At 52.2% G+C, this 21,872-nt stretch carries 18 protein-coding genes; 12 read left to right on the top strand and 6 right to left on the bottom strand.

Features of this window, described 5'->3' with window-relative positions; translation table 11 throughout:
- The first annotated feature begins 55 nt into the window (after positions 1-55).
- The 12 genes from AB8615_RS01945 to AB8615_RS01890 all read left to right on the top strand — a co-directional run bounded on the left by AB8615_RS01945 (position 56) and on the right by AB8615_RS01890 (position 11,810).
- Positions 56-778, top strand: coding sequence for a 5-oxoprolinase subunit PxpA (locus tag AB8615_RS01945; protein WP_418153122.1), 723 nt, complete (start codon positions 56-58; stop codon positions 776-778).
- A complete protein-coding gene (gene pxpB / locus AB8615_RS01940) occupies positions 775-1,458 on the top strand; it encodes a 5-oxoprolinase subunit PxpB (RefSeq protein WP_409433268.1) in 684 nt (227 codons plus the stop codon). Before AB8615_RS01945 ends, pxpB begins: the two co-directional genes overlap by 4 nt.
- Complete coding sequence (locus tag AB8615_RS01935) at positions 1,455-2,399, top strand: biotin-dependent carboxyltransferase family protein (protein WP_409433267.1); 945 nt, start codon at positions 1,455-1,457, stop codon at positions 2,397-2,399. Before pxpB ends, AB8615_RS01935 begins: the two co-directional genes overlap by 4 nt.
- A 3-nt stretch (positions 2,400-2,402) precedes the next feature.
- Positions 2,403-4,121 (top strand): aminodeoxychorismate synthase component I, encoded by a 1,719-nt coding sequence (locus AB8615_RS01930; RefSeq protein WP_409433266.1) that lies wholly within the window; start codon positions 2,403-2,405, stop codon positions 4,119-4,121.
- A 37-nt stretch (positions 4,122-4,158) separates the two neighbouring features.
- Entirely contained in the window at positions 4,159-4,920 is a 762-nt protein-coding gene (locus AB8615_RS01925) for a hypothetical protein (RefSeq protein ID WP_409433265.1), read from the top strand.
- Positions 4,917-6,371, top strand: a complete 1,455-nt coding sequence (locus tag AB8615_RS01920) for a hypothetical protein (RefSeq protein ID WP_409433264.1) — start codon at positions 4,917-4,919, stop codon at positions 6,369-6,371. The genes AB8615_RS01925 and AB8615_RS01920 overlap by 4 nt, the downstream gene beginning before the upstream one ends.
- Before the next feature lie 43 nt (positions 6,372-6,414).
- Positions 6,415-7,371, top strand: a complete 957-nt coding sequence (locus AB8615_RS01915) for an AAA family ATPase (RefSeq protein WP_409434113.1) — start codon at positions 6,415-6,417, stop codon at positions 7,369-7,371.
- A 3-nt stretch (positions 7,372-7,374) separates the two neighbouring features.
- Entirely contained in the window at positions 7,375-7,611 is a 237-nt protein-coding gene (locus AB8615_RS01910) for a hypothetical protein (protein WP_418152557.1), read from the top strand.
- 127 nt (positions 7,612-7,738) lie between these two features.
- Positions 7,739-8,587, top strand: coding sequence for a DUF58 domain-containing protein (locus AB8615_RS01905; RefSeq protein WP_418152556.1), 849 nt, complete (start codon positions 7,739-7,741; stop codon positions 8,585-8,587).
- A 120-nt stretch (positions 8,588-8,707) separates the two neighbouring features.
- Positions 8,708-9,739, top strand: a complete 1,032-nt coding sequence (locus AB8615_RS01900) for a stage II sporulation protein M (RefSeq protein ID WP_409433262.1) — start codon at positions 8,708-8,710, stop codon at positions 9,737-9,739.
- Positions 9,736-10,671: an RDD family protein gene (locus AB8615_RS01895; RefSeq protein WP_409433261.1), complete on the top strand. Its 936-nt coding sequence runs from the start codon at positions 9,736-9,738 to the stop codon at positions 10,669-10,671. Before AB8615_RS01900 ends, AB8615_RS01895 begins: the two co-directional genes overlap by 4 nt.
- 20 nt (positions 10,672-10,691) lie before the next feature.
- Positions 10,692-11,810, top strand: a complete 1,119-nt coding sequence (locus AB8615_RS01890; protein ID WP_409433260.1) for a THUMP domain-containing class I SAM-dependent RNA methyltransferase — start codon at positions 10,692-10,694, stop codon at positions 11,808-11,810.
- Between the two features lie 7 nt (positions 11,811-11,817).
- On the opposite strand, the gene AB8615_RS01885 is transcribed toward AB8615_RS01890, so the two are convergent.
- From AB8615_RS01885 to AB8615_RS01860, 6 genes are all read right to left on the bottom strand, one after another.
- Positions 11,818-13,413 carry a sodium/sugar symporter gene (locus tag AB8615_RS01885; RefSeq protein WP_409433259.1) on the bottom strand — a complete coding sequence of 532 codons (1,596 nt, stop codon included), beginning with the start codon at positions 13,411-13,413 and terminating at the stop codon, positions 11,818-11,820.
- Between the two features lie 19 nt (positions 13,414-13,432).
- Positions 13,433-15,343, bottom strand: a complete 1,911-nt coding sequence (locus tag AB8615_RS01880; protein WP_418152555.1) for a glycoside hydrolase family 3 protein — start codon at positions 15,341-15,343, stop codon at positions 13,433-13,435.
- A gap of 65 nt (positions 15,344-15,408) precedes the next feature.
- Complete coding sequence (locus tag AB8615_RS01875) at positions 15,409-18,258, bottom strand: TonB-dependent receptor (RefSeq protein ID WP_409433257.1); 2,850 nt, start codon at positions 18,256-18,258, stop codon at positions 15,409-15,411.
- A 112-nt stretch (positions 18,259-18,370) separates the two neighbouring features.
- Entirely contained in the window at positions 18,371-19,171 is an 801-nt protein-coding gene (locus tag AB8615_RS01870) for a LytR/AlgR family response regulator transcription factor (RefSeq protein WP_409433256.1), read from the bottom strand.
- Positions 19,168-20,016: a sensor histidine kinase gene (locus AB8615_RS01865; protein ID WP_409433255.1), complete on the bottom strand. Its 849-nt coding sequence runs from the start codon at positions 20,014-20,016 to the stop codon at positions 19,168-19,170. The genes AB8615_RS01870 and AB8615_RS01865 overlap by 4 nt, the downstream gene beginning before the upstream one ends.
- Before the next feature lie 392 nt (positions 20,017-20,408).
- Positions 20,409-21,788, bottom strand: a complete 1,380-nt coding sequence (locus AB8615_RS01860) for an L-serine ammonia-lyase (protein ID WP_409433254.1) — start codon at positions 21,786-21,788, stop codon at positions 20,409-20,411.
- Between the last annotated feature and the right edge of the window lie 84 nt (positions 21,789-21,872).

Genomic DNA, 21,872 nt, shown 5'->3' with positions numbered 1-21,872 from the left:
GAATTATGAGAATGATTGATTTGAATGCAGATATTGGAGAGGCCGATAATGCGGACTGGGCCTGGATGAGGCGCAAATCGTCACATCTATTAGCTCTGCAAACATCGCATGCGGCGGCCATGCGGGCGATAAAGCGAGCATGGCGACCACAGTCGCAAATGCCGTGGCCAGCGGAGTCGCGATTGGTGCCCATCCCGCTTATCCTGATCGCGATAACTTTGGCCGCAAATCACTCCTGCTCGGCTATGATATTGAACCAGAAGCCCTGACCGAGACCCTGACCCAGCAGATCAACACATTGATCGAAATTGCCGCTGAAAAAGGCGGCCGCGTCCGATACGTCAAACCCCACGGCGCATTATATAACGATGCTGTGCAAGACCGCGAGAAAGCCGATTTGATCGCTGCCGTGGTTTCTGCGATTGATCCAAGTCTTGTTTTCCTGGGCGGGCCAAATTCCGAAATGGGCAAAGCGGCGGAGGCGGCGGGACTCACATTCGTCGCGGAGGGATTTATCGATCGGCGCTACACGGATGGAGGTCATTTGGTCAGCCGCGCTCTCCCCCGCGCTGTGATTGAGGATCAGGAAGATCGGCTCGCCCAAGCCAAAGCCCTTGCGACCACTGGCGAAGTTCAAACCGATACAGGTCGCACGCTCCGCATCAATGCCCGCTCTCTCTGTGTTCATGGCGACAGTGCGGGTGCCGTAAAAACGGCGCAAGCCGCGCGCGCCGCGATTGAGTCTATGGGTGTTCAAATTAAGGCTTTCGCTCCATGAGCCAATTTCGTGCCCCTGACATTTCGGCTTACGGCGACCACGCTGTGTTAGTTAAATATGACGTCGACGGGTTTTCCGCCAAGGTTAGTGACGCCTTGCAAAGCCTTGCGGTAAGCCTGAGAGCCCAAGATATTTGGTGTGAAATCGTGCCCGCCTATGACAGTCTTGTCGTGGTATTTGACGGGGCGACCATCACACCAAAAGAGGCTATAAATCGGGTTGAAGGCCAGATCGCCCGCAATGCAAAATCAGAGAAACCTAAGGCAGGGAAGCTGGTTGAGATACCCGTCTATTACGGCGGCAATGATGGACCCGACATGGCAACGATTTGCAAGTCTAGCGGGTTGTCAGAAACAGAAGTGATTAAGCTGCATAGCGCAAAGCCTTATAATGTTTGCATGATGGGATTTGTACCAGGTTTTACATTTCTATCTGCCGCGCCCATAGCGCTTCACCATCCTCGTCAGACGACACCACGCGCAAAAGTGGCGGCGGGGTCTGTTGGTATAGCGAATTGGCAGACAGGTATTTACGGCCTTGAAAGTCCGGGTGGCTGGCAGATTATTGGCCGCACGCCTCTCTCGATTTTTGACAAATTACGCAAAGATCCATTTTTAGTGCAAGCTGGCGACCGAATACAATTTGTGCCCACAACGCCACATGAAAGCGGCAAGTCATGAGCGCTGATCTAACAGTTCTGTCTGGCGGAACGCAGACGACGCTGCAGGACGTTGGGCGGCAAGGCTATCGTCATTTAGGCATCCCTGGCGGCGGGGCGGCCGACAAGCTGTCCTTTGCGCTTGCAAATTTTTTGGTCGGCAATCCGTGGGACGCTCCGGCGCTGGAATGTGCCTTAGGCGGCCTGCACATTCGCTTTAACACACCCACAACTGTCGCGCTGTCGGGGGCGCAGATGTGGGCGCAAGTGAACGGGCAAAACGTGCCGCTGCTCAAGTCCTTCTCGGTTGAAGCAGGGGACATCCTGACGCTGAGCTATACCCGCGCAGGATGCCGCGCTTATATCGCGGTGGCGGGCGGGCTAGACGGCGACAATTTCCTCGGCAGTCGCTCGACATATACACCAGCAGAGCTAGGCGGAATTGGGGGGCGCGCGTTAAAGACAGGGGATGAATTAATTAATCTCGGCTTGGAGCATGACGCACCACAAACTTTGCCGCGGGGGTTTACGCCAATCCTCTCAAACCATGTCGTGCTGCGTGCGATTTCTGGTCCTGAATGGGAGCATCTCACCCTCGACTCCCGGCGCTACCTTTATACGACGCCCTTCCATGCAACGACCGCGACGGACCGCATGGGGTCACGCCTGAAAGGGGACCGCATATCGCTTGAAGAGCCGCTAAACATGACGAGTTCACCTCTGCTGCCTGGCAGTCTTCAAGTGCCGCCAGACGGACAACCAATCCTCGCATTAGCCGACGGCCACTGCACGGGTGGATATGCGCGCGCCCTACAAATTATTCAGGCAGACCTCTGGCTGCTCGGACAAATCGCTCCTGGCGCACAAGTTAGTTTCCGCCGCAGCATCGGGGACGAAGCACAGTTAGCCCTGACCCATCGCAACGCTTTATATGCCAGCGTTATTCCTGGATTTTCTTTCTAGATTATGCCCCCGCATTTCGCGCTTTTTGATGATCAAACAACAGGGCGGCAGCTCTATTTCTCTGACCCGCTTGAGATCATTACGATCACGAGAACGCAGGACGTTGCGCAGGCGTTCACGCAAATAGAGACCGCCCTCGCGGCAGGTCACTATGTGGCAGGATATTTCGCCTATGAATTAGGGGCCGCGTTAGAAACAAAACTCACAGACCTGCTCGACACCTCAGCGCCCCTGATACAGATCGGGGTTTTCAATGCGCCCTCTGACACACCGCCCGTAGAAATGCTCTATACGGCGGCGCCGCCCAAGATTGATCTGATGCCCATTTGGAGCGAGGCAGACTATGTCTCACGTTTTGATACGCTGCAGGCCTATATCGAAGCTGGCGATTGTTATCAGGTCAATTTGACCTTCCCCATGACGGGCCAAACATACGCAGACGCCGCGCATATTTTCGCCGCCTTTCGTCAGCGGCAGCCAGGGCGCTACGGCGCACTTCTTTCCCTCGGCGGGGCAGATATTATTAGCTTTTCTCCAGAGTTGTTTTTCGAGAAATCAGGCAAAGATATGCGCATGCGCCCCATGAAAGGGACGCGCCCCCGTGCGGGCAATAATGACCAAGCTGTCGCGGAAGCCATGCGGGCCGAACCTAAATCGCAGGCCGAAAATCTGATGATTGTTGATTTGCTCCGCAATGATCTGTCACGCCTTGCTGAAGTTGGGTCTGTCGAAGTGCCTGAATTATTCGCGCTAGAAACCTACCCGACGGTTCATCAAATGACGAGCCAAGTCACCGCGACCTTGCGAGACGGCGTGTCTTGGCTGGACATCTTCAAAGGCTTGTTCCCATGTGGTTCAGTGACAGGCGCACCCAAAATTCGGGCCATGGAGATTATCCACGAGCTTGAAGCTGGGCCACGCGGCCCCTATTGCGGGGCGATTGGGTTTATCGCACCCAGCGGCGATGCTTGCTTTAACGTCGCAATTCGCACAGCCGTCTTGCAAGACGGCGCGCTACGCTATGATGTTGGGAGCGGTGTTGTTTTAGACAGCGAAGGCGCGGACGAATATCGCGAATGCCTTCTGAAATCGCAAATCCTAACCGCTCCCCCAGAGCAATTCATTGAAACGCTTTATTGGTCGCCCGAGGCAGGTTATCGGCACGAGGATGCGCATGTTGCACGGCTGGAAGCCGCATCAGGCCAAAGCCTGTCAGATAACATCGCAATGGCGCCTTTGAACGCGCCTGACCCTCAACGTGTACGGTGGATTTTTCATCAGGATCGAACATTAGATATTATTTCCACAGATTACGTTCCCCTCACGGAGCCTTTACCATTCCTCCTCTCCAAATACCCGCTGACACCTACCGTGCAGCGCACGGATATTAAAACCTCTCGCCGTGATTTTTATGACGGGGAACGGCGTCGCGTGCAGGCGATTGATCCGCAGATTGCCGAAGTCGTTTTTCTTAACGCTTATGGTGAGTTGACCGAAGGGTCGTTCACCTCGTTATTTATCAAACGCGGCGGGAAGCTCCAAACACCGCCGCTATCGGCAGGTCTGTTGCCTGGAACATTACGCGCGAAATTAATTGAGGCAGGAGATGCCATTGAAGCGCCGCTGACCCTGCAAGATATTATCGCTGCTGATCAAATTTATCTCGGCAACAGCCTACGCGGATTGATGGAAGCAGAATTAATTAAGCCTGCGCCACTATAATCGTTGACCCCTGTGGGTTGCTCGCTAAAGTCGTAACATGGTTGGCCCCCACTCTTCATTGTCACGCAAAACGCTAGCGGTTTGGACCGCGGCGAGTGTGTGGACAGTGTCGGCGATTGCCGTTGCGCAAGACACCGTTATCAATAGCGCCGCCGATAATTATGTTTTTGAAGACGCATTTCGCACACTCAAGCGCAATGATAGTCTGCAATTTGAATTGCCCGATGCACCTGTCGTGAAGCCTCCGCCTGAGTGGCTGAGGGGCGTCGGCGATTTTTTTACGTTTATCTTTAAAATTTTAGGACCAATTTTTTACGGTCTGTTTTGGATCGGGATTGGGTTGCTGATCGCGGGCGCGCTCTACCTGTTGGCGCAGACGATTTATTCAGCCTCAAAAGCCAGTCGAGGGCGCACGAAAAAAGCCGAACCGGCTGCCCCGCCGCCACTCTATCAACCTGAAACAAAACGTGCGCGTATCTTGCTCGAAGAGATTGACGCGCTGGCGGCGCAAGGACGATATGACGAAGCCGTCCACACACTATTATTTCGGTCGATTCAGGACATTGATGCCAATCGCCCCAATGTCATTCGTCGCTCGCTCACCTCGCGCGAGATCGGGGAATTATCTATCCTCACGCCCGCCGCGCAGACCGCCTTTGCAAGTATTGCGCAGATCGTTGAGCGGTCTTATTTCGGGGGGCGCAAGATCGGCCAAGCCGAGTTCACATCGGCCCGTGCAGCTTACGCCTCACTTGCGCTTGGCGACGCGGCCGACCAATTATTGAGCCACGCCGCATGAGCCGCGTCAGCAACACATTAGAGGGGCGCACGAAAGATCAGGCCAGCAATGCCCTCGTCAAGCCCATGACGATTTTGGCATTGGTCTTGATCGGTATTTTTTCCTTTGCGGCGCTGTTCGTTTTGATCGGATATAGTGATGATTTGCGCCAGAAAGAGACAGGGCAAGCCACGCCGCTCTCTCGATCTGCGGTCGGATATGTCGGGCTAGTGCAGCTTTTGGAGAACATGGGATATGACGTCACGAAAGACCCCAAACCCTATAAATATTCATGGCGAACGCGCGATCAACTCCGCATCTACACCGTGCCTGATAGTAACAAATCCAGCGAAATAGAAAAACTCGATCTAAATAAACCAACCCTAATAATCTTGCCAAAATGGAACGTCGTGCCCATGCAAGACAAGCCGGGTTGGGTGCGCAAAGCGTCCTATAACGAATATTTGCGTGCCTCTCATTTGCAGCGGTATATTGGCAAAGCAGGGTCAGGAATTTATTTAAATCGAATTTCACGGGAAGATTTTCCAAACACGGCTGGGCCCGCTAAAAAACTTGAAAGCTTCCAGTATTTTTCTAATAGCCGTCCCTTTCACATAGAGCGTAGAATAGATTTAGATGAAGCCAAGTCACAGTCAGACACCACTGACAATAATGACGAGAATAGAAATTCCGCATTAGATAAATTTATCGAGGATCTTGAAACGGAAGATGACGCCGCGGAAAAATCAGACTTGGATGAGTTTTTTGATAACTTGGAAGAAGATGCAGAGAAAGTTGAGAGTCCGCGCGGTTATGTCGTCATTCGCCAAGAATTCGAACATAAACCATATCTCATTCAACTTGGTGCAACAAAAACCTACGTCTTATCCGACCCTGACTTCGTCAACACCATGGGATTAAATACACAATCGCAAGCGCGCCATGCGGTGAATATTATTCAAGGAATTATCGAACGTGATGATCTGGATGACATGACCGTGACATTTGATCTATCCCTCCACGGTGTTAGCGGGAAGCCGAATTTAATTAAATTGATGACCCAAGCGCCGTTTTTGGCCGCGACCTTATGTTTGCTCGCCGCAGGGGGGCTAGTCGCTTGGCAGGGCTTTGCGCGGTTTGGCGACCCTTCCCGAACTCTGCCAGATTTCAGCCAAGGCCCAGCTTCCTTGGCCAAAACATCGGCGGCCTTTTTTGCAAGCTCCGGGCGTTTAGGTTCTATGGGCGGCGCCTATGCGCAACTCACGCGACGACAGGTCATACGCAAGCTCGGCCTTTCGGGGCAAAGCGCCGCCATTATTGACCGCCGCCTTGCGGCCCGAGAAGCGCTACGTAATGTATCGCCGAAATTTGCAGACTTAGAGAATATTAGCGCCAATACGGACGGGGTCAGCTTCACTGACCGCGCCCGCGCTTTGGCCAAATGGAAAGAGGAGATGATCCGTGAACCCTAGCAATCCAACGCCGCCAGATGCGCCCTTAACACCGCAAGGCGGTCTGAACCTTGAACCCGTGGCGAAACTCGCCAATGCCATTCGACATGAAATCGGAAAGGCCATTATCGGGCAAGACGACACGGTTGATTTGCTGCTGACCGCGATGCTCTCGCGCGGACATATCTTGCTCGAAGGCGTGCCAGGTACGGCCAAGACATTCCTCGCACAAGTGTTTGCGCATATTACGAATTACGATTTTGGACGTATTCAATTTACGCCAGACCTCTTGCCAGGTGATTTGATTGGGACGAATTTATTCTCGTTCCAAAGCAATAGTTTCAAGCTGATCAAAGGCCCGATTTTTTGCGACTTACTACTGGCCGACGAGATCAACCGCACCCCGCCCAAAACGCAAGCAGCTTTGCTTGAAGCCATGCAGGAACGCCGCGTCACGATTGACGGTGAGACCTTCGATCTCGGCGCTGGCTTCATGGTGATCGCAACCCAGAACCCGATCGAGCAACAGGGCACCTACCCCCTCCCCGAAGCGCAGCTCGATCGCTTTTTATTCAAGCATGTTCTGTCTTACTCCTCCCGCGAGGAAGAGATAAAAATCGTGACGCAACACGGCCACCGCTCTGGCACACCAAAGATGAAAGACCTTGGCCTGAAGGTGGTTGGCAGTAAGAAAAATATTGAAGACGTTGCCAAGATCGTTTCAAACATTCGCCTGTCAGAAGACATCACGCACTACGTTGTCGACCTCGTTCGCGGTACGCGCGTTAATCCATTATTCGAAACAGGGGCCAGCCCGCGCGCGGCCGCCATGATTGCGTCTGCTAGTCGCGCTTATGCGGCGTTGCAGGGGCGTGATTACGTTATCCCTGATGACGTCAAGCACATCGCTTTGCCCGCTTTACGACACCGCGCGATCCTCTCGCCCGCCGCGGAAATCGAAGGTCGCTCAGCTGATGAAGTGATCCAAGCCGTGATCGAACAGACAGAGGCGCCGCGCTAGCTCGTGACCGTTAAGGGCAGCCTATATCCGACGCGCCTCGCCGTCATTGCCATGGGAGCAGGCCTGCCGCTCAGCCTCATATTGAGCCTCGCCTTTCCGAGCTTTTGGATCATTGGGGTCGTCTGGATTCTCGGGCTCCTCGCCCTAATTTTACTGGACGGATTTTTGGCTACGCCGCTCGATAAGATGGAGCCAGAGATCAAGGCGGCTCGGCAATTATTTCATCGGTACGCAGGATGATATTTGGGTTCAGTCCGTCTACGGCAAGAGCCTCTACCCACGCAAGCCTGAGCTGCGCCTGACGACGAGCGAACACCTCACAGTAGAGCCATCAAATTTTGAAGCAGAGGCGCATGAAGGCGGCGTATTGGCGGTCTTTAAAACAACAGCGCGGCGGCGCGGCACGGCAGAATTAAAACGCATTTGGCAACGCTGGCAAGGCCCGTTCGGCTTAGTCTGGCGGCAACGCATGGACGCGCTCAATACCGAAATTCCTGTCACGCCGAATACAAAATTAATTACAGAAACCGCGCTGGACATCTTCTCGCGCGACGCAACATTTGGGCAGAAGATTCAAAATTTGAAAGGCGACGGCACAGAATTTGAATCGCTCGTTGAATTTCTACCGGGTATGGATAAGCGGGCGATTGATTGGAAACATTCCGCACGTCACAATCAAATCCTTGCCCGCGAATACCGCACAGAACGCAACCACAATATCGTCTTCGCTTTCGACAGTGGACACTTGATGTGCGAGGAGATGCGCGGCGAAGATGGCCTGTTAATGACCAAGCTTGACCGCTCGCTAAATGCCGCACTGTTGATGAGTTTTGTGAGCCTCAAGATTGGTGACCGTATCGGGCTATATGCATTTGATCAGAAGCCGTATCTATTTACGCCCGCCGTCGCAGGCACCCAAGCCTTTTCGCATTTACAGCGCCTCACATCGGAAATTGATTATTCGATCTCGGAGACAAATTTCACGCTCGGCCTAACGCAACTCGCGCAAAATTTAAAACGCCGCACACTCATCGTCGTCTTCACAGATTTCATCGACACGACACAGGCGGAATTGATGATCGAAAATATGGGGCGTTTGATGAAGCGTCACATTGTGATCTTTGTCGCCTTTCGCAATCAAGCGTTAGAGGATTTAATCGCGCGAGCGCCGCAATCCCCCGTCACGTGTCGGAGGCAGTTGTCGCCGAAACCCTGATGCGGGAGCGTGACTTGGTTATTGCACGGTTGACCCGATTGGGTATTCATATCGTGGACGCCGAACCGGAGACACTCAACATGGCCGTGCTTAATACCTATCTCGCGTTAAAGGCCAGAAATGTCATCTAATCTTCTCTCCCTGCAACTCAAAAGCCAACGCTTCCGCGAGGAGCGGCAGCAAGTCTGGAAAGAGCTTGAATCGCTCTTGCTCAAGATTGAGGGTGGACGGACAAACCGCTTGACCGATGATGAAATGTTACGCCTGCCGCGCCTCTACCGCGCGACCTTGTCGTCACTTTCTGTGGCGCGGGCAACGTCGCTAGACCAAAGCGTGATCGCCTATCTTGAAAGCCTCTGCACCCGCGCATATTATAAACTTTATGGCTCGCAAATGGGCATAGGCAAGCGGATTACACGTTTCTTCACCCATGACTTTCCGCGCGCGGCCAAACTGTTATGGAAAGATACGATTGCATCTGCGGCGTTTCTATTGCTTGGCGCAGTCGTTGCTTATTTCATGGTGATAAATAATCCCGATTGGTTTTACAGTTTTGTCAGCGCAGACCTTGCGGGGAGCCGCACACCTGCCGCGTCCACGGAAAGCTTGCGCGCGACATTGTATGATCAACAAGACGCAGATGGTCTCGGCGTGTTTGCCACTTTTTTGTTTTCGCATAATTCACGCGTTGCTATTTTTGCCTTCGCCCTCGGCTTTGCATTTTGTATTCCCACGATAATTTTAATGCTGATGACGGGCCTAATGCTTGGCGGATTTATCGGATTATTTGCCAGCAAAGGTCTCGGCTGGGAATTGGGTGGCTGGCTGATTATTCACGGCAGCACAGAGATTTTCGCGATTATCCTCGCGGGCGCAGGCGGTATATTTATCGGTCGCGCCGTGGCTTTCCCGGGCGACAGATCACGCACAGACTCGGCCGCCTATGCAGGCCAAACAGCTGGGTTATTAATCGCAGGTGTCGTATTCATGTTACTTATCGCAGGCTTGCTGGAAGGCTTTGCACGACAATTAATTAATTCTGATGTTTTGCGCTACGGCATTGGTATCACTTTATTTATCCTCTGGTGTATTTATTTATATCTACCACGTGACGACACTCCCCTCGATGATATGTTTGGCGACGCGTTATGAGCGAGACTGTTGAACAAATCCAAGCGCGTATGAAAAAACGTCGCGCCTCAATGAAGTATGAGGACTATCGCAATAAATATCGTCGCTCGCTGGTGACGCCAGAGGGAATCGATCTGAAGATTGAACTGGCGGATATTGGCGCGCGTTTCGGCGCTCTGTTTATTGATCTGATTATCATGGTCGTGATTATGATCGCGTCATTCTTTATCGTCGTTTACGGTGTCACGGGCATGTCATCCTTAGGCCGACAGGCCGTATCGGAATTTGCATTGTCTTTGCTGATCCTAGTGTTTTTCTTCCTACGCAGTTTTTATTTTATGGCGTTTGAAATGGGGCCGCGCGCCGCCACGCCTGGCAAGCGCATTATGAAAATACGGGTGGCCGCGCGCGGTAAACCTCGCTTGACGGCCAATGCCGTCTTCGCCCGCAATGCATTACGCGAGATTGAATTGTTTCTACCGATCTCTTTTTTGTTCGGCGCAGGTAGTAACGGTGTCGACGGTTGGATTAATTTATTTGGCATGATCTGGGTTGGCATCTTTGTGCTATTTCCATTCTTCAATAAAGATAATTTACGCGGCGGCGACTTGATTGCAGGAACGTGGGTGGTGAAAGCCCCTCGCCCTGTTCTGGCACAAGACCTCGCGACAGTGGCCGACGGATTAAGCGCGCAATTTGCGTTCACGCCCGAGCAAATCGACGCGTATGGCGTCAAGGAACTACATGTCCTCGAAGATGTTTTGCGCCGAAAAGACCCCACCGTAATGAATGATGTCGCCATACGAATACGGCGCAAGATTGGCTGGGTGTCGGAGAGCGCGGGCGAACGCGATATCGATTTCCTCCAAGCCTATTACAAAGCGCTCCGCGGGCGGCTTGAGACGAAACTTCTCATGGGCGTGCGCCGTGAAGATAAGTTTGATCGTCGCTAAGGCGCGTGCCACAAGCCCTTATGTCACAAGAGTTTGAAATCTTCATCGTCACCCTGCCCGGGCTAGAAAAATACCTATTCCAAGAAGTGCAGGAGGCGGGCTTTCGTGGAGCGCGGGCGATTGGCGGCGGCGTCATCGTTCAAGGCGGTTGGCGTGATGTCTGGCGTGCCAACCTCGTGCTGCGCGGCGCTTCCAAAGTCTTGGCTCGGATCGGCGAATTTCGCGCTATGCATCTGGCGCAACTTGACAAGCGATCTCGAAAGTTTCCGTGGGGTGATTTTCTTCTGCCGGGTCACAAAATCAAAGTCGAAGTGACCACCAATCGAAAGAGCAAAATCTATCATGCGGGTGCGGCGATCGAACGCATAGAACGCGCCATCCATGAGGAGTTCGGCGCAGAAATCGCGACGTCTATGGACGATGCCGACATCTTAATTAAAGCGCGGATCGACAGCAATCTTGTAATTTTTTCCATCGATACATCGGGCATGGCGCTTCACAAACGTGGCCACAAACAAGCGATGGGCAAAGCGCCTCTGCGCGAGACCATTGCCGCCATGACCCTGCGCGCGTGCGACTATGACGGATCTGAACCTGTGTTAGATCCCATGTGTGGGTCAGGGACATATGTGATTGAAGCCGCAGAGATCGCGCGAAACTTGCTCGCAGGACGCGCAAGACACTTCGCCTTTGAGCGCTTAGTCAGCTATGACCGCACGGCAGTAGAGGCGATGAAAGCCAACTGGCAAACAAGCGACACAGCTCAGCACTTTTATGGCTCTGACCGCAATGACGCCGTGATTGGGTTCGCGACAGAGAACGCCAAGCGCGCGGGCGTGGCAGACCTTTGCACCTTTGCCCAGAAACCATTCTCAGACATCACACCGCCAGATGGGCCGCCGGGCCTCGTCATGATCAACCCGCCTTATGGCAATCGGATCGGGAATAAAAAGCAACTCTTCGCGCTGTATCAAAGTTTTGGCGATGTCATGCGAGAGCGTTTTACGGGCTGGCGTGTAGGCATGATCACGACAGATCGTCAACTTGCGGACGCCACCAAACTCCCCTGGCTTCCCCCCGGCGCCCCCATCGCGCATGGCGGATTAAAAGTGCGCTTGTTTCGGACGGAGGCGATTTAGGGCGAGCTTACCAGAAAGTGGCGTATAGCGCGATGAGGATCACGGCGATGATGACGGTCCAGATGTTGAAGGCTGTTGTGGTTTTGAAGTTGATGTCTGACAAAATCACGGACTGACCCGCTTTGGGGAGTTGTGTGAGGTGCGAGACAATCGCGCCGATCACCAGACAGCCGAGGAAGATCACCCAGATACGGTTGACGAACGGGAAGTCTGGGAAGGCAAAGTAGAAGATCGCCGACACAGCCACAGACACGAACAACATGGCAAAGGCGCCAGCGGAATTCGTGCGCTTGTAAAACATGCCCATCAAGAACACAGCCACGATGCCCGGCGCGACAAAGCCCGTCCATTCTTGGATTTTCTGGAAAGCCCCCTCCATATCGCCGAGCAGCGGCTTGGCGAGCATGAGCGCGATCAACATGGCCGTGATAGCGGTAATCCGCCCGACGGTGACGTAATGCTTCTCGCTCTTATTTTTCGCAATTTTATCGCGGTAAATATCCATCGTAAAAATCGTAGAAATAGAGTTCACCATGGAGGCGATTGAGGACACGATGGCGGCGATCAGCGCCGCAAAGATCAGCCCGCGCAGCCCGCTTGGCATGATTTTCATGACTTCGGGATAGGCCCGATCAGAGGCGGTATCCAGGACGGATTTATCAATCACGCCCATTTCGGGCGCGGCCAGCATCACCGCAGCGATCCCTGGCAAAACGATAATCAAAGGCATGAGCAGCTTCAGTCCTGCCGCAAAGACAAGGCCTTTCTGCGCCTCAGCCGCGCTCTTTGCGCCCAGCGCCCGCTGGATGATATATTGGTTAAAGCCCCAATAGGAAAAATGCAAAACCCACAAGCCGCCGAGTAAAGTCCATATCCCTGGCAGTTTATTATAAGACGGATGATCCTGCGAGAGGATCATATCAAACTTCCCGGGCAGTTCTGTATAAAGGCGCTTAAACCCGCCAAGAACGCCGCTATCGCCGCCAATCATGCCCATGGTCAGCCACGCAATAATTATCCCGCCAATCACCAAGATCACGACCTGCAAAATATCTGTCAGCGCCACGGCCTTTAGGCCGCCATACATCGAGTAGGCCAGCGCGAATGCGGCCAATCCCGCCATGCCCCAAAATAGCGACACGCCCGTCAGCGTATTCACAGCCAGCGAGCCCAGCCACATGACGGCCGTCAGGTTCACAACCGTATACAGCGCAATCCAGAAGATCGACATCGTCGTCTTCACGCCGTCGCCATAGCGCGTTTCTAAAAACTGCGGCATGGTGTAGATTTCACGCTTGAGGAAGATCGGCAGGAAATATTTGGCCACGATGATCAAGACAATCGCCGCCTGCCACTCATAGGCCGCAATGGCCAGGCCGATCTTATACCCATCGCCCGACATCCCAATAATCTGCTCAGCCGAGATATTCGCCGCCACAAGTGACGCCCCGATCGCCCACCAAGGCAGAGACTTCCCAGCGAGGAAGTAATCCTCCGTGTCTTTAACTTCACCCTTGGGCTCACGAGACACCCATTGCGCAATCGCAAACAAAACCACAGCATACAAAACCACGATCACAATATCGAGCGAACTTAAAAACATTGAATTCCCCTTAGCCTGATCAGTAAGTCAGGCCATACCCAACTTTATATTTTACATCTTCATTATCTGTGGACGATACGCCATTTGCGGGCCAAGAAAAAGGTAGCTTACCTTTAAAATTTTGTCTTGGGCTTCCGTCTGGCGCGGCTATCAAAACGTCAGCGACGCCAGCGCCCTCGCTGCCTGGCAACCAAGCCGTGACGAAAGCATCCGCCAGATCAATCGCGGCGTCTACGCCGCGCGGGCGCCCTGTTAAAAAGACAGCTACCACAGGGACACCGTCAGATTTTAAGGACTGCATCAATTTGAAATCTTCATTGTCCAATAAATCAAAATCTAAATTCGCCAAATCCCCCTCGAATTCGGCATAGGGCGTTTCCCCAAACACGATGATCGCGACATCAGGGCGAGTGTCTGGATCAGGTTTGGCGAGAGTTTCGCCGCCCGCTGATGCCGCTGCATCGCGAATGCCATCTGCAATCGTTGTATGACCTTTATAATACTTACGGGGGTTGAGAGCGCGCGTTTCGATATGGCGGCCTTGCCACGTGACCGTCCAGCCACCTGATTGCAGCGCAGGGTTATCGGCGCCTGATCCCGCCACCAAAATGCGTGAATTGGGATTTATCGGCAGCACGCCATCATTTTTAAGCAAGACGAGCGACTCGCTGACAGCTTGACGTGCGATAGCGCGATGATCCGCATGACCCAGCAGCTTGGCCCGGCTCGCAAGTGCGTGTTCTGACGGCTTCCCACTGTCAAACATACCCGCCCGATATTTCACGCGAAGAATACGGCGGACGGCGTCATCGACGCGGGACATAGGGATGTCACCTGCCTTGACTTGAGAAATCGTATTTTGTGAAAACGCTTTCCAGTCCTCTGGCACCATGATCAAATCTACGCCAGCATTGATCGCTTGCGGGCAGGACGCATTAGTGCAGCCTTCAATTTGGGCATGACCATTCCAGTCACCAACGACCAGACCGTCAAATCCCATCTGGCCTTTCAGCACATCAGTCAGCATGTATTTGCTGCCGTGGAGCTTCTCGCCGTTCCAGCTATTAAAGCTAGCCATAACTGTCTGCGCGCCGACACCGAGCGTTGTCACGTAACCTTGACCGTGAATGTCAAATAGCTCTTGCTCTGTCAGGGTCGTTTCGCCTTGGTCTTTCCCGTTTGCAGTCCCGCCGTCCCCAATGAAATGTTTCGCTGTGGCGATGATCTTTTGCTCTGACAGGAAATTATCCAATGCAGGATGACCTTGTAGCCCAACAACAAATTCTTTTGATAAATTGGCGACAATGTTTGGCTTCTCGGAATAGCTCTCATAAGTGCGGCCCCAGCGAGCGTCTCTGGCAACGGCAACGGTCGGCGCGAAAGTCCAATCAATGCCTGTTACGGCGACTTCTCGCGCTGTGACGGTTCCAATATCTCGCATTAAGTCAGGATTATTGGCGGCTCCTAAGCCGATATTGTGGGGAAAGATCGTCGCCCCGACGACGTTATTATGACCGTGAACGGCATCTGTGCCCCACAAAATTGGAATGGCCAAGCGATCATCACCTGTATCCATCGACGCACCATAAAACAGGTTTGCCATAGAGAGCCACGCCCCTAACGGGCCATCCGCCTTGTCCGTTGGCCAAGAGCCACCCCCGTTTAGGATAGAGCCGATATGGTATTCTGCAGCGTCATCGGGGGAGATTGATTTTATCTCAGCCTGGATCATTTGACCCACTTTTTGTTCAACGCTCATCTGCGCCAAGAGCGAGTCGATCTTCGCTTCGATCTCCGCGTCTTGCGCGATAGGGCTGCGCACTTTCGGCCAAACCCCGTCATCAGCGATAGAGTTGGGGGAACAAGCCACGAGCGCAGTCGTGAGGATCAAACCTAGAAGACGAGATTTGAGGGGATGGGCAACAACCATGATCTTTTCCGTAAGCCGAATTTCGTTTGAAATAAATGGGCCGCCCGGAAGCGGCCCAGACTGAATTACGGGAAACGTACCCGAAGTCTTACGCCATATGTGCGAGGGCGTGAGAAGAAGCGCGTATTATCAAACTGCGTGATAATAATGGCTTGTTCCTTTTGCTGATTGGTGATGTTGGACACATAGCCCTCCAAGCGCCATTTGCCGTCATCGCCGTGTGAGTATCCAGCACCCGCATCAAATGTCCAGTATCCTTTAACTGTGTCGTTCAGACGAAGGTCGGTATCGTCGTCAGGATTATAGTCAATCCCATTAAAGATCGTCATATGCTGTGAGGAGCGATATCCAACGGACAGGACGCCATCAATGGAACCACTGTCAAGATTAACCGCTTTAGAGATCGAGCTGTTAAACTGCCACTCTGGTGTTTTAATGAGGCGGTTTCCATCGATTGAGCGATTGACGGCATTGATTGGATTCCCTTCATCGTCTCTAATATCAGCGTCAGCCTGATACCGGCTATCTTGAATTTCATTAGCATTCGTGACGCGCGCTTCCTTGAGCCACAATAAAGTTGCGTCAATATTTAAGTCGCCAGGCAGTTGAATACCGCCTTCAAACTGAGCACCGTAAATTTCAGCGTCAGACGCGTTGAAGGTGAACGCCACGACATTGCCGCCAAGATTTTGCCGCTGTTCGTCTGTTAAATCGATACCTTGTATGTCAAAGATTTGCGCTGTTGAAAGCAGGCTGGTCAGCTGCAAATCGTTATAGTCATAGTAGAAAGCCGACACATTAAACGTCGCAGCATTATCGCCGATATCAAACTCGTTTTTTGATCCCAGTTCAAACAAAGTCAATTTTTCAGGGCCATATGTCGGGGCTAGTGTATCCGAATCAAACGCGGCTGGCGCACTTGTGTTTGGGCTAAATGAGGCCAAACCCTCTGTGCCCGGGACGTTGTCATTGAAGCCGCCAGATTTGTTACCTGTGGCGACCAAGCCGTAGAGCAAGTGATTATCATCCAGATCATATTCCATCCGCGCACGCCAATCGACGAAATCATTATCGAGTGAGCCGTTCTGCAGAGCAATAGAATTGCCGCCGAGGACTGCGAAGGAAATCCGACCGTCTAATTGATCGTCAAAGAAAGGGTCTTGCCCGTTCGCAACTGGACAATCCGCAGTGAGGGTCAAGCCTGCACATAGCGGGTGATCTGCTGGCGGCGCACCACCTTCGACAATGCCGTTCGCATAGATCGTGCTGAGGCCATCGCGACCCCCATTGCGGGCGATACCATCAAAATAGAATGCCAGAATCTCGTCATCGCTCAGTGTGGGGTTGCCCGTATTTATATCGACAGACCCGTCTGTATTGGGGTTGAAAATCGTGCGGTCTAGGCCCGCAAATTCAAACCCTTCCGTGCCAACGCCTGTCCCTTGACAACACCCAAAGCCAGCCGTGCCGATGATGAATTGGTAGCGCGCATTGACGCCGAAACGCTCTTTATGATCATCCGTAAAGCGCAAGCCACCTGTGACGCGGAAGCTATCAGAGATGTTATATGTCGCGTCACCATAGAATGAATAGCTCTCGGTATCGGTCGTTTGATTGAACTCGACGCCTGTGAAGAATGGATTTCTATCGCCCGTCGTGCCGAGGAATGTACGCTGAGCTTCGTCAAAATAGAAAGCCCCCACACTCCACGTTAGCCTAGAATCGTTATCGGAGAAGAGACGGAATTCATGCACCATAGACTCGGAGTCTGTGATGAAGCGAATACGCGAGAAATTATCAAATGTCAGTGCGTCAAAAGTATCAAGCGCGCCGTCATATTGCGGCCCTGCAGGCGTCACAAACTCATAATCATAAACCAGGTCACGGAACGAGCCGATATACTCAGCGTTCCAGCCATTTCCGTCATATTCAATATGACCTTTAATGCCCTGATGAACTGTGTCCTCTTCTGGTGTAATGGCGCGGCCATAAACTTTGCGAGGGTCATCAATATCCTCTGGCAAAATATCATTGCCGAGGGGGTTGGCGTAATTTGTGCCCGTATAGCCTGTGCCTTTATTTTCATTATAGTCGGCCGTGACTGTGAAAGTCAGGGCGTCAGTCGGCTCTGTTAAGAACGTTGCGCGCAGACCCATATCATCTGCCGCTTCAGCCACACCAACACCTTCGTCTTCACAAGAGCCAACGGGAATGGCCAGCGTCGTAGAGCAAGGCGAGATATTTTGATAATAGCTATCGTGATCCAATTTGAACGCGGCAAGACGCAGAGCAGAATTCTCACCGATCGGCGCATTAATCATGGCTTCAACAGTTGTTTCGCCGTAATTACCGATCCCAGCTTCGAGGAGCGCGTCAAACTGGCCAAGACCTGGTTTCCATGGAATAGCATTGATAGAGCCAGCCGTTGCGTTCCGGCCGCGTAGCGTACCTTGTGGCCCGATGTTAACTTCAACACGCTCAATATCAAAAAACGCTGCACCGATACCAGCAGGTCGAGGGAGATAGACGTCGTTAAAATGGAAGGCCGCCGCAGGGTCACCTAATTCCGTATTATTGGATGAACCGACGCCGCGAATGTAAACTTCGACATTGCCTTGATTGTTGGCAATGGACAGTCCCGGAATCTTTCCATCAATTTCTTGAAAATCGGTGATACCAAGTAGTTTTAATTCGTCACCAGAGATCGCGGCCGCTGTGCCTGCATAATCTTGCAGAGATTGTGCCCGGCGCTCAACCGTGATGATAACTTCTGAAGACCCGTCTTCATTGTCAATAATTGTGCTGCTTTGTTGCGCCGCCGCGGGGGCCGAGACAGACAGGGCCATGACCATAGCGCAGATGGATGCGCCGCCAAGTTTCATAAGTTTAGATGTGTGTGTGGTATCATTTTGCATGATCTTCCCCTGAGTTTATGACTTCTTTGTCATGTTCTAGGGGGAGTATAATTTCGAGCACAAGGCAAATGCGGTGAAGTGGACTTTTGATAAGGTGAGTTGGAAAAATTAGTCAATTCTTACGAAATAAATCGCGGATTTCGCCACCATAACGCCGACTCACCTTCAGCTGTGATCCATCCCGCATAATTGCATGCGCTTCACCTTTAAGCGCAGGTACGATGTCTTTGATGTAAGATATATTGAGTATGGTGGAGCGATGAATTCGTTTGAATTGTGCCCCGCCAAGCTCCTTTTCGACTGCTTTCAAAGTCGATCGAATTAATCGTGTTGTGCCCTCAATGTGGATGCAGACATAGTCTCCCGCCGCTTCGAGCCACTCGATTCTATCTTTATCTAGAAAGGAAATTCGGTCGGTATCTTTCACGATCAAGGCGCTGTTCTTGGTGGCCACCGCATTGCTAGGGGCCTTATGTGAATCGCCGACACGCTGCGAAATATCATGCAAAGCCGTCAGAAGTTCAGGCTTTGTGCGGTAGGGCAGACCCGCTTCCAACACTGAGCGCGCCCGTGCCACACTTTCAATAATAGCCTGATCTTCGAGCGGTTTGAGAACATAATCAATCGCCTGCACTTTAAAGGCATCAATCGCAAATTCAGCATAGGCTGTTGTAAAAATCACCTTTGGCATAATGTCGTTTTGAATGGCGGCAATAACGTCAAAGCCGTTCATTTCTGGCATTTGAATATCGAGAAATAATATATCAGGCTGATGCATAAGGACTGCGTCAACGGCTTCGCGGCCGTTTCGGCATTCTGCCACGATTTCAAGATCGTCTATATCGGCCAATATTGCAGACAACAGGTTTAGGGCCAGCGGTTCATCGTCGACTATAACTACTTTAAAGTTCATAAAGCCGCCTCTAAGGCTTGCACTGGCTCCAATGGCAAAACGATCCTGGCCGACAACCCTCCCAATTTAGACCTTTCGAATTTCAGGTCAGCCGCATCGCCGTAATGGGATTGCAGGCGGTCTGTAATATTTTTCAAACCCACGCCTTTTGAGAAAGAAACCTCGGGGTCATTCTTATGTGCGCTTGCGTCTAAGCCCGACCCACTATCCTCAACGGTTAGGAACAATTTATCGCTATCGACCCGTGCAGACACATGAATAGTGCCGCCTTCCACCCTCCCCGCAACGGCAAATTTGAGGGCATTTTCAATCAAAGGCTGAAGGATCAAACTAGGCACGAATGATGAATAGGCCGCATCATCAATATTGAACTTTAGCTTTAAGCGATCGCCATAACGCACTTTTTCAATATCTAGGTATAGCTTCAGAGCCTTCACCTCACTCGCTAAATTCACCATCTGACTGGCGTCATTATCAAGTGAAAAACGTAAAAAATCACTGAGCTGCGAGATCATCGTGCGTGCTTGTTCAGACCGTTTCGTTTTCACTAAGGCAGAGATTGAGTTTAAAGTATTAAATAAGAAATGCGGATTTAACTGATAGCGCAGCATTTTAATTTGAGCGTCCCTCGAACCCGTTTCAGCTAATAGGCGCTTTAGCTGCTCTTCTTGCATGTTCTGCGTGGCGATGTAGCGCTGTTCTTGCGCGCGTTGCAGAGCCAGGTAAAATTTAACGCCGTAATACAAGGCGGCCCAGCTGAAAAAGACCATAAAAGACCCGAAATACCACCCACCAAAGTCTTTCCAAATATCGTATTCTTCGCCCAACCATAAAAATGTTTGCATTCTTAAGGCTGTCCAGATCGCACTGATTATGGTGACGGAGATAACAACAACAAAAAATTGCTTTAGAAGTCGTGTGTTCCAATATCTGCGGTAAATATATCTAAGTGGCAGGCTAAGCAGCATACCGATTATTGCTTGAATTAGAGTATGGCTGACATGACGCCAATTCGGCGCACCATACCAGACTGTCAAAGACAAAAAAGTGATAACGCATAAACCGCCCCACCCTACGAACTGCAGAAGCCAAAACTGCGCTTGGCGATTGCTCTCAAACTTGTCCCAAAAGCTAGAAGAGTGTCCGTTCAAATAATTCATTCTGATTAGTTAGTGCAAAATTTTCAAATTGACTATCCATAGTTTTAAAGTGCGCCTTGCCCCAAATCAGGCCCCCCTCAACACTCCACCACATTCACCGCTAACCCACCTTGGCTAGTCTCTTTATATTTGGAACTCATGTCGAGGCCGGTTTGGCGCATGGTTTCGATGACTTGGTCGAGGCTGACTTTGGAGTGTTCTGTGCCGTGGAGCGAGAGGCGGGCGGCGTTAGCGGCTTTGACGGCGCCGATGGCGTTGCGCTCGATACACGGAATTTGCACCAGGCCACCAACTGGATCGCATGTCAGGCCGAGATTATGCTCCATGCCGATTTCGGCCGCATTGGCGATCTGGATCGGAGTGCCGCCCCAAATCGCGGCGAGGCCGCCCGCCGCCATGGAACACGCCACGCCGACTTCACCTTGGCACCCCATCTCTGCACCGCTGATCGAGGCGCGTTGTTTATATAGAAGCCCAATCGCCCCCGCCGTCAACAAGAACGTCCGACACTTCGCCATATCTGGCTGCCCTTGATCATTGCCCGTGTAATATCGCAGCACGGCTGGAATAATCCCTGCGGCTCCGTTGGTCGGCGCGGTAACGACTTGCCCACCCGCCGCGTTTTCTTCGTTCACCGCCATAGCGAAGACATTGAGCCAATCAAACAGGCTCTCTTTTTCATTCGAGCCAAGATTGCCTTGCAGCCGCGCCCAGAGTTTCGCGGCACGGCGATTGACTTTCAGCCCGCCCGGCAGAATTCCCTCTGTTCTCAGACCCCGTTCAATGCAGCCCATCATGACCTCTGTGATATGATCCAGCGCCGCGTCCGTCTCCGCGCAGGGGCGCATGGCGGCTTCGTTAAGGCGGATCACATCGGCGAAGTTAATACCCTCGCTGTGACAAATCGCGAGCAGCTCGGCGGCTGAGTTGAAGACATGCGGCACGTCTGCTGCGGTCGGAATAATGTCATTGCGCACAGGTTTTGACATTTGCACATGGCTGGCGATGAAGCCGCCGCCTGTCGAGTAATAGGTTCGCTTGTCGAGGCATTTTCCGTTCGCGTCCAGCGAGCGCAGCGTCATCTCATTGGGGTGCAAATTGGTCGGGGTTTCATAGTCCAGGATCAAGTCGTCATCCAGATCAAAGCTGATCACATGACCTTTCCATGTCAGCGTTTTCTCACGCGCCAGCGCGACCAGCTTCGCTTCGGCTTTCGCCATATCAATCGTTTCTGGTGTAAAGCCAAGCAAGCCCAACATTGTCGCGCGCATTGTCCCGTGACCTTGCCCCGTGAAGGCAAGCGAGCCGCGGAAAATAACTTTGATCCGGGCAGTTCTCTCGACCAATCCTTTTTTGCGCAGGCGTTGGCGAAAGCGTAGGGCAATCCGCATGGGGCCGACAGTATGGCTAGAGGACGGCCCAATGCCAACGCGGAAAATATCAAGCACAGATAACATAGCTTCGCTTTATCTGACTGAATTGAAAACGTGCAATGAAATTCGCGGCAAAACGCTAATGATGGGATTAGTAATTATGATGGG

The organism is Litorimonas sp. RW-G-Af-16 (genome assembly GCF_048319245.1).
Taxonomy (GTDB): Bacteria; Pseudomonadota; Alphaproteobacteria; order Caulobacterales; family Maricaulaceae; genus Litorimonas.
This window is presented reverse-complemented; position numbering and strand designations above follow the sequence as displayed.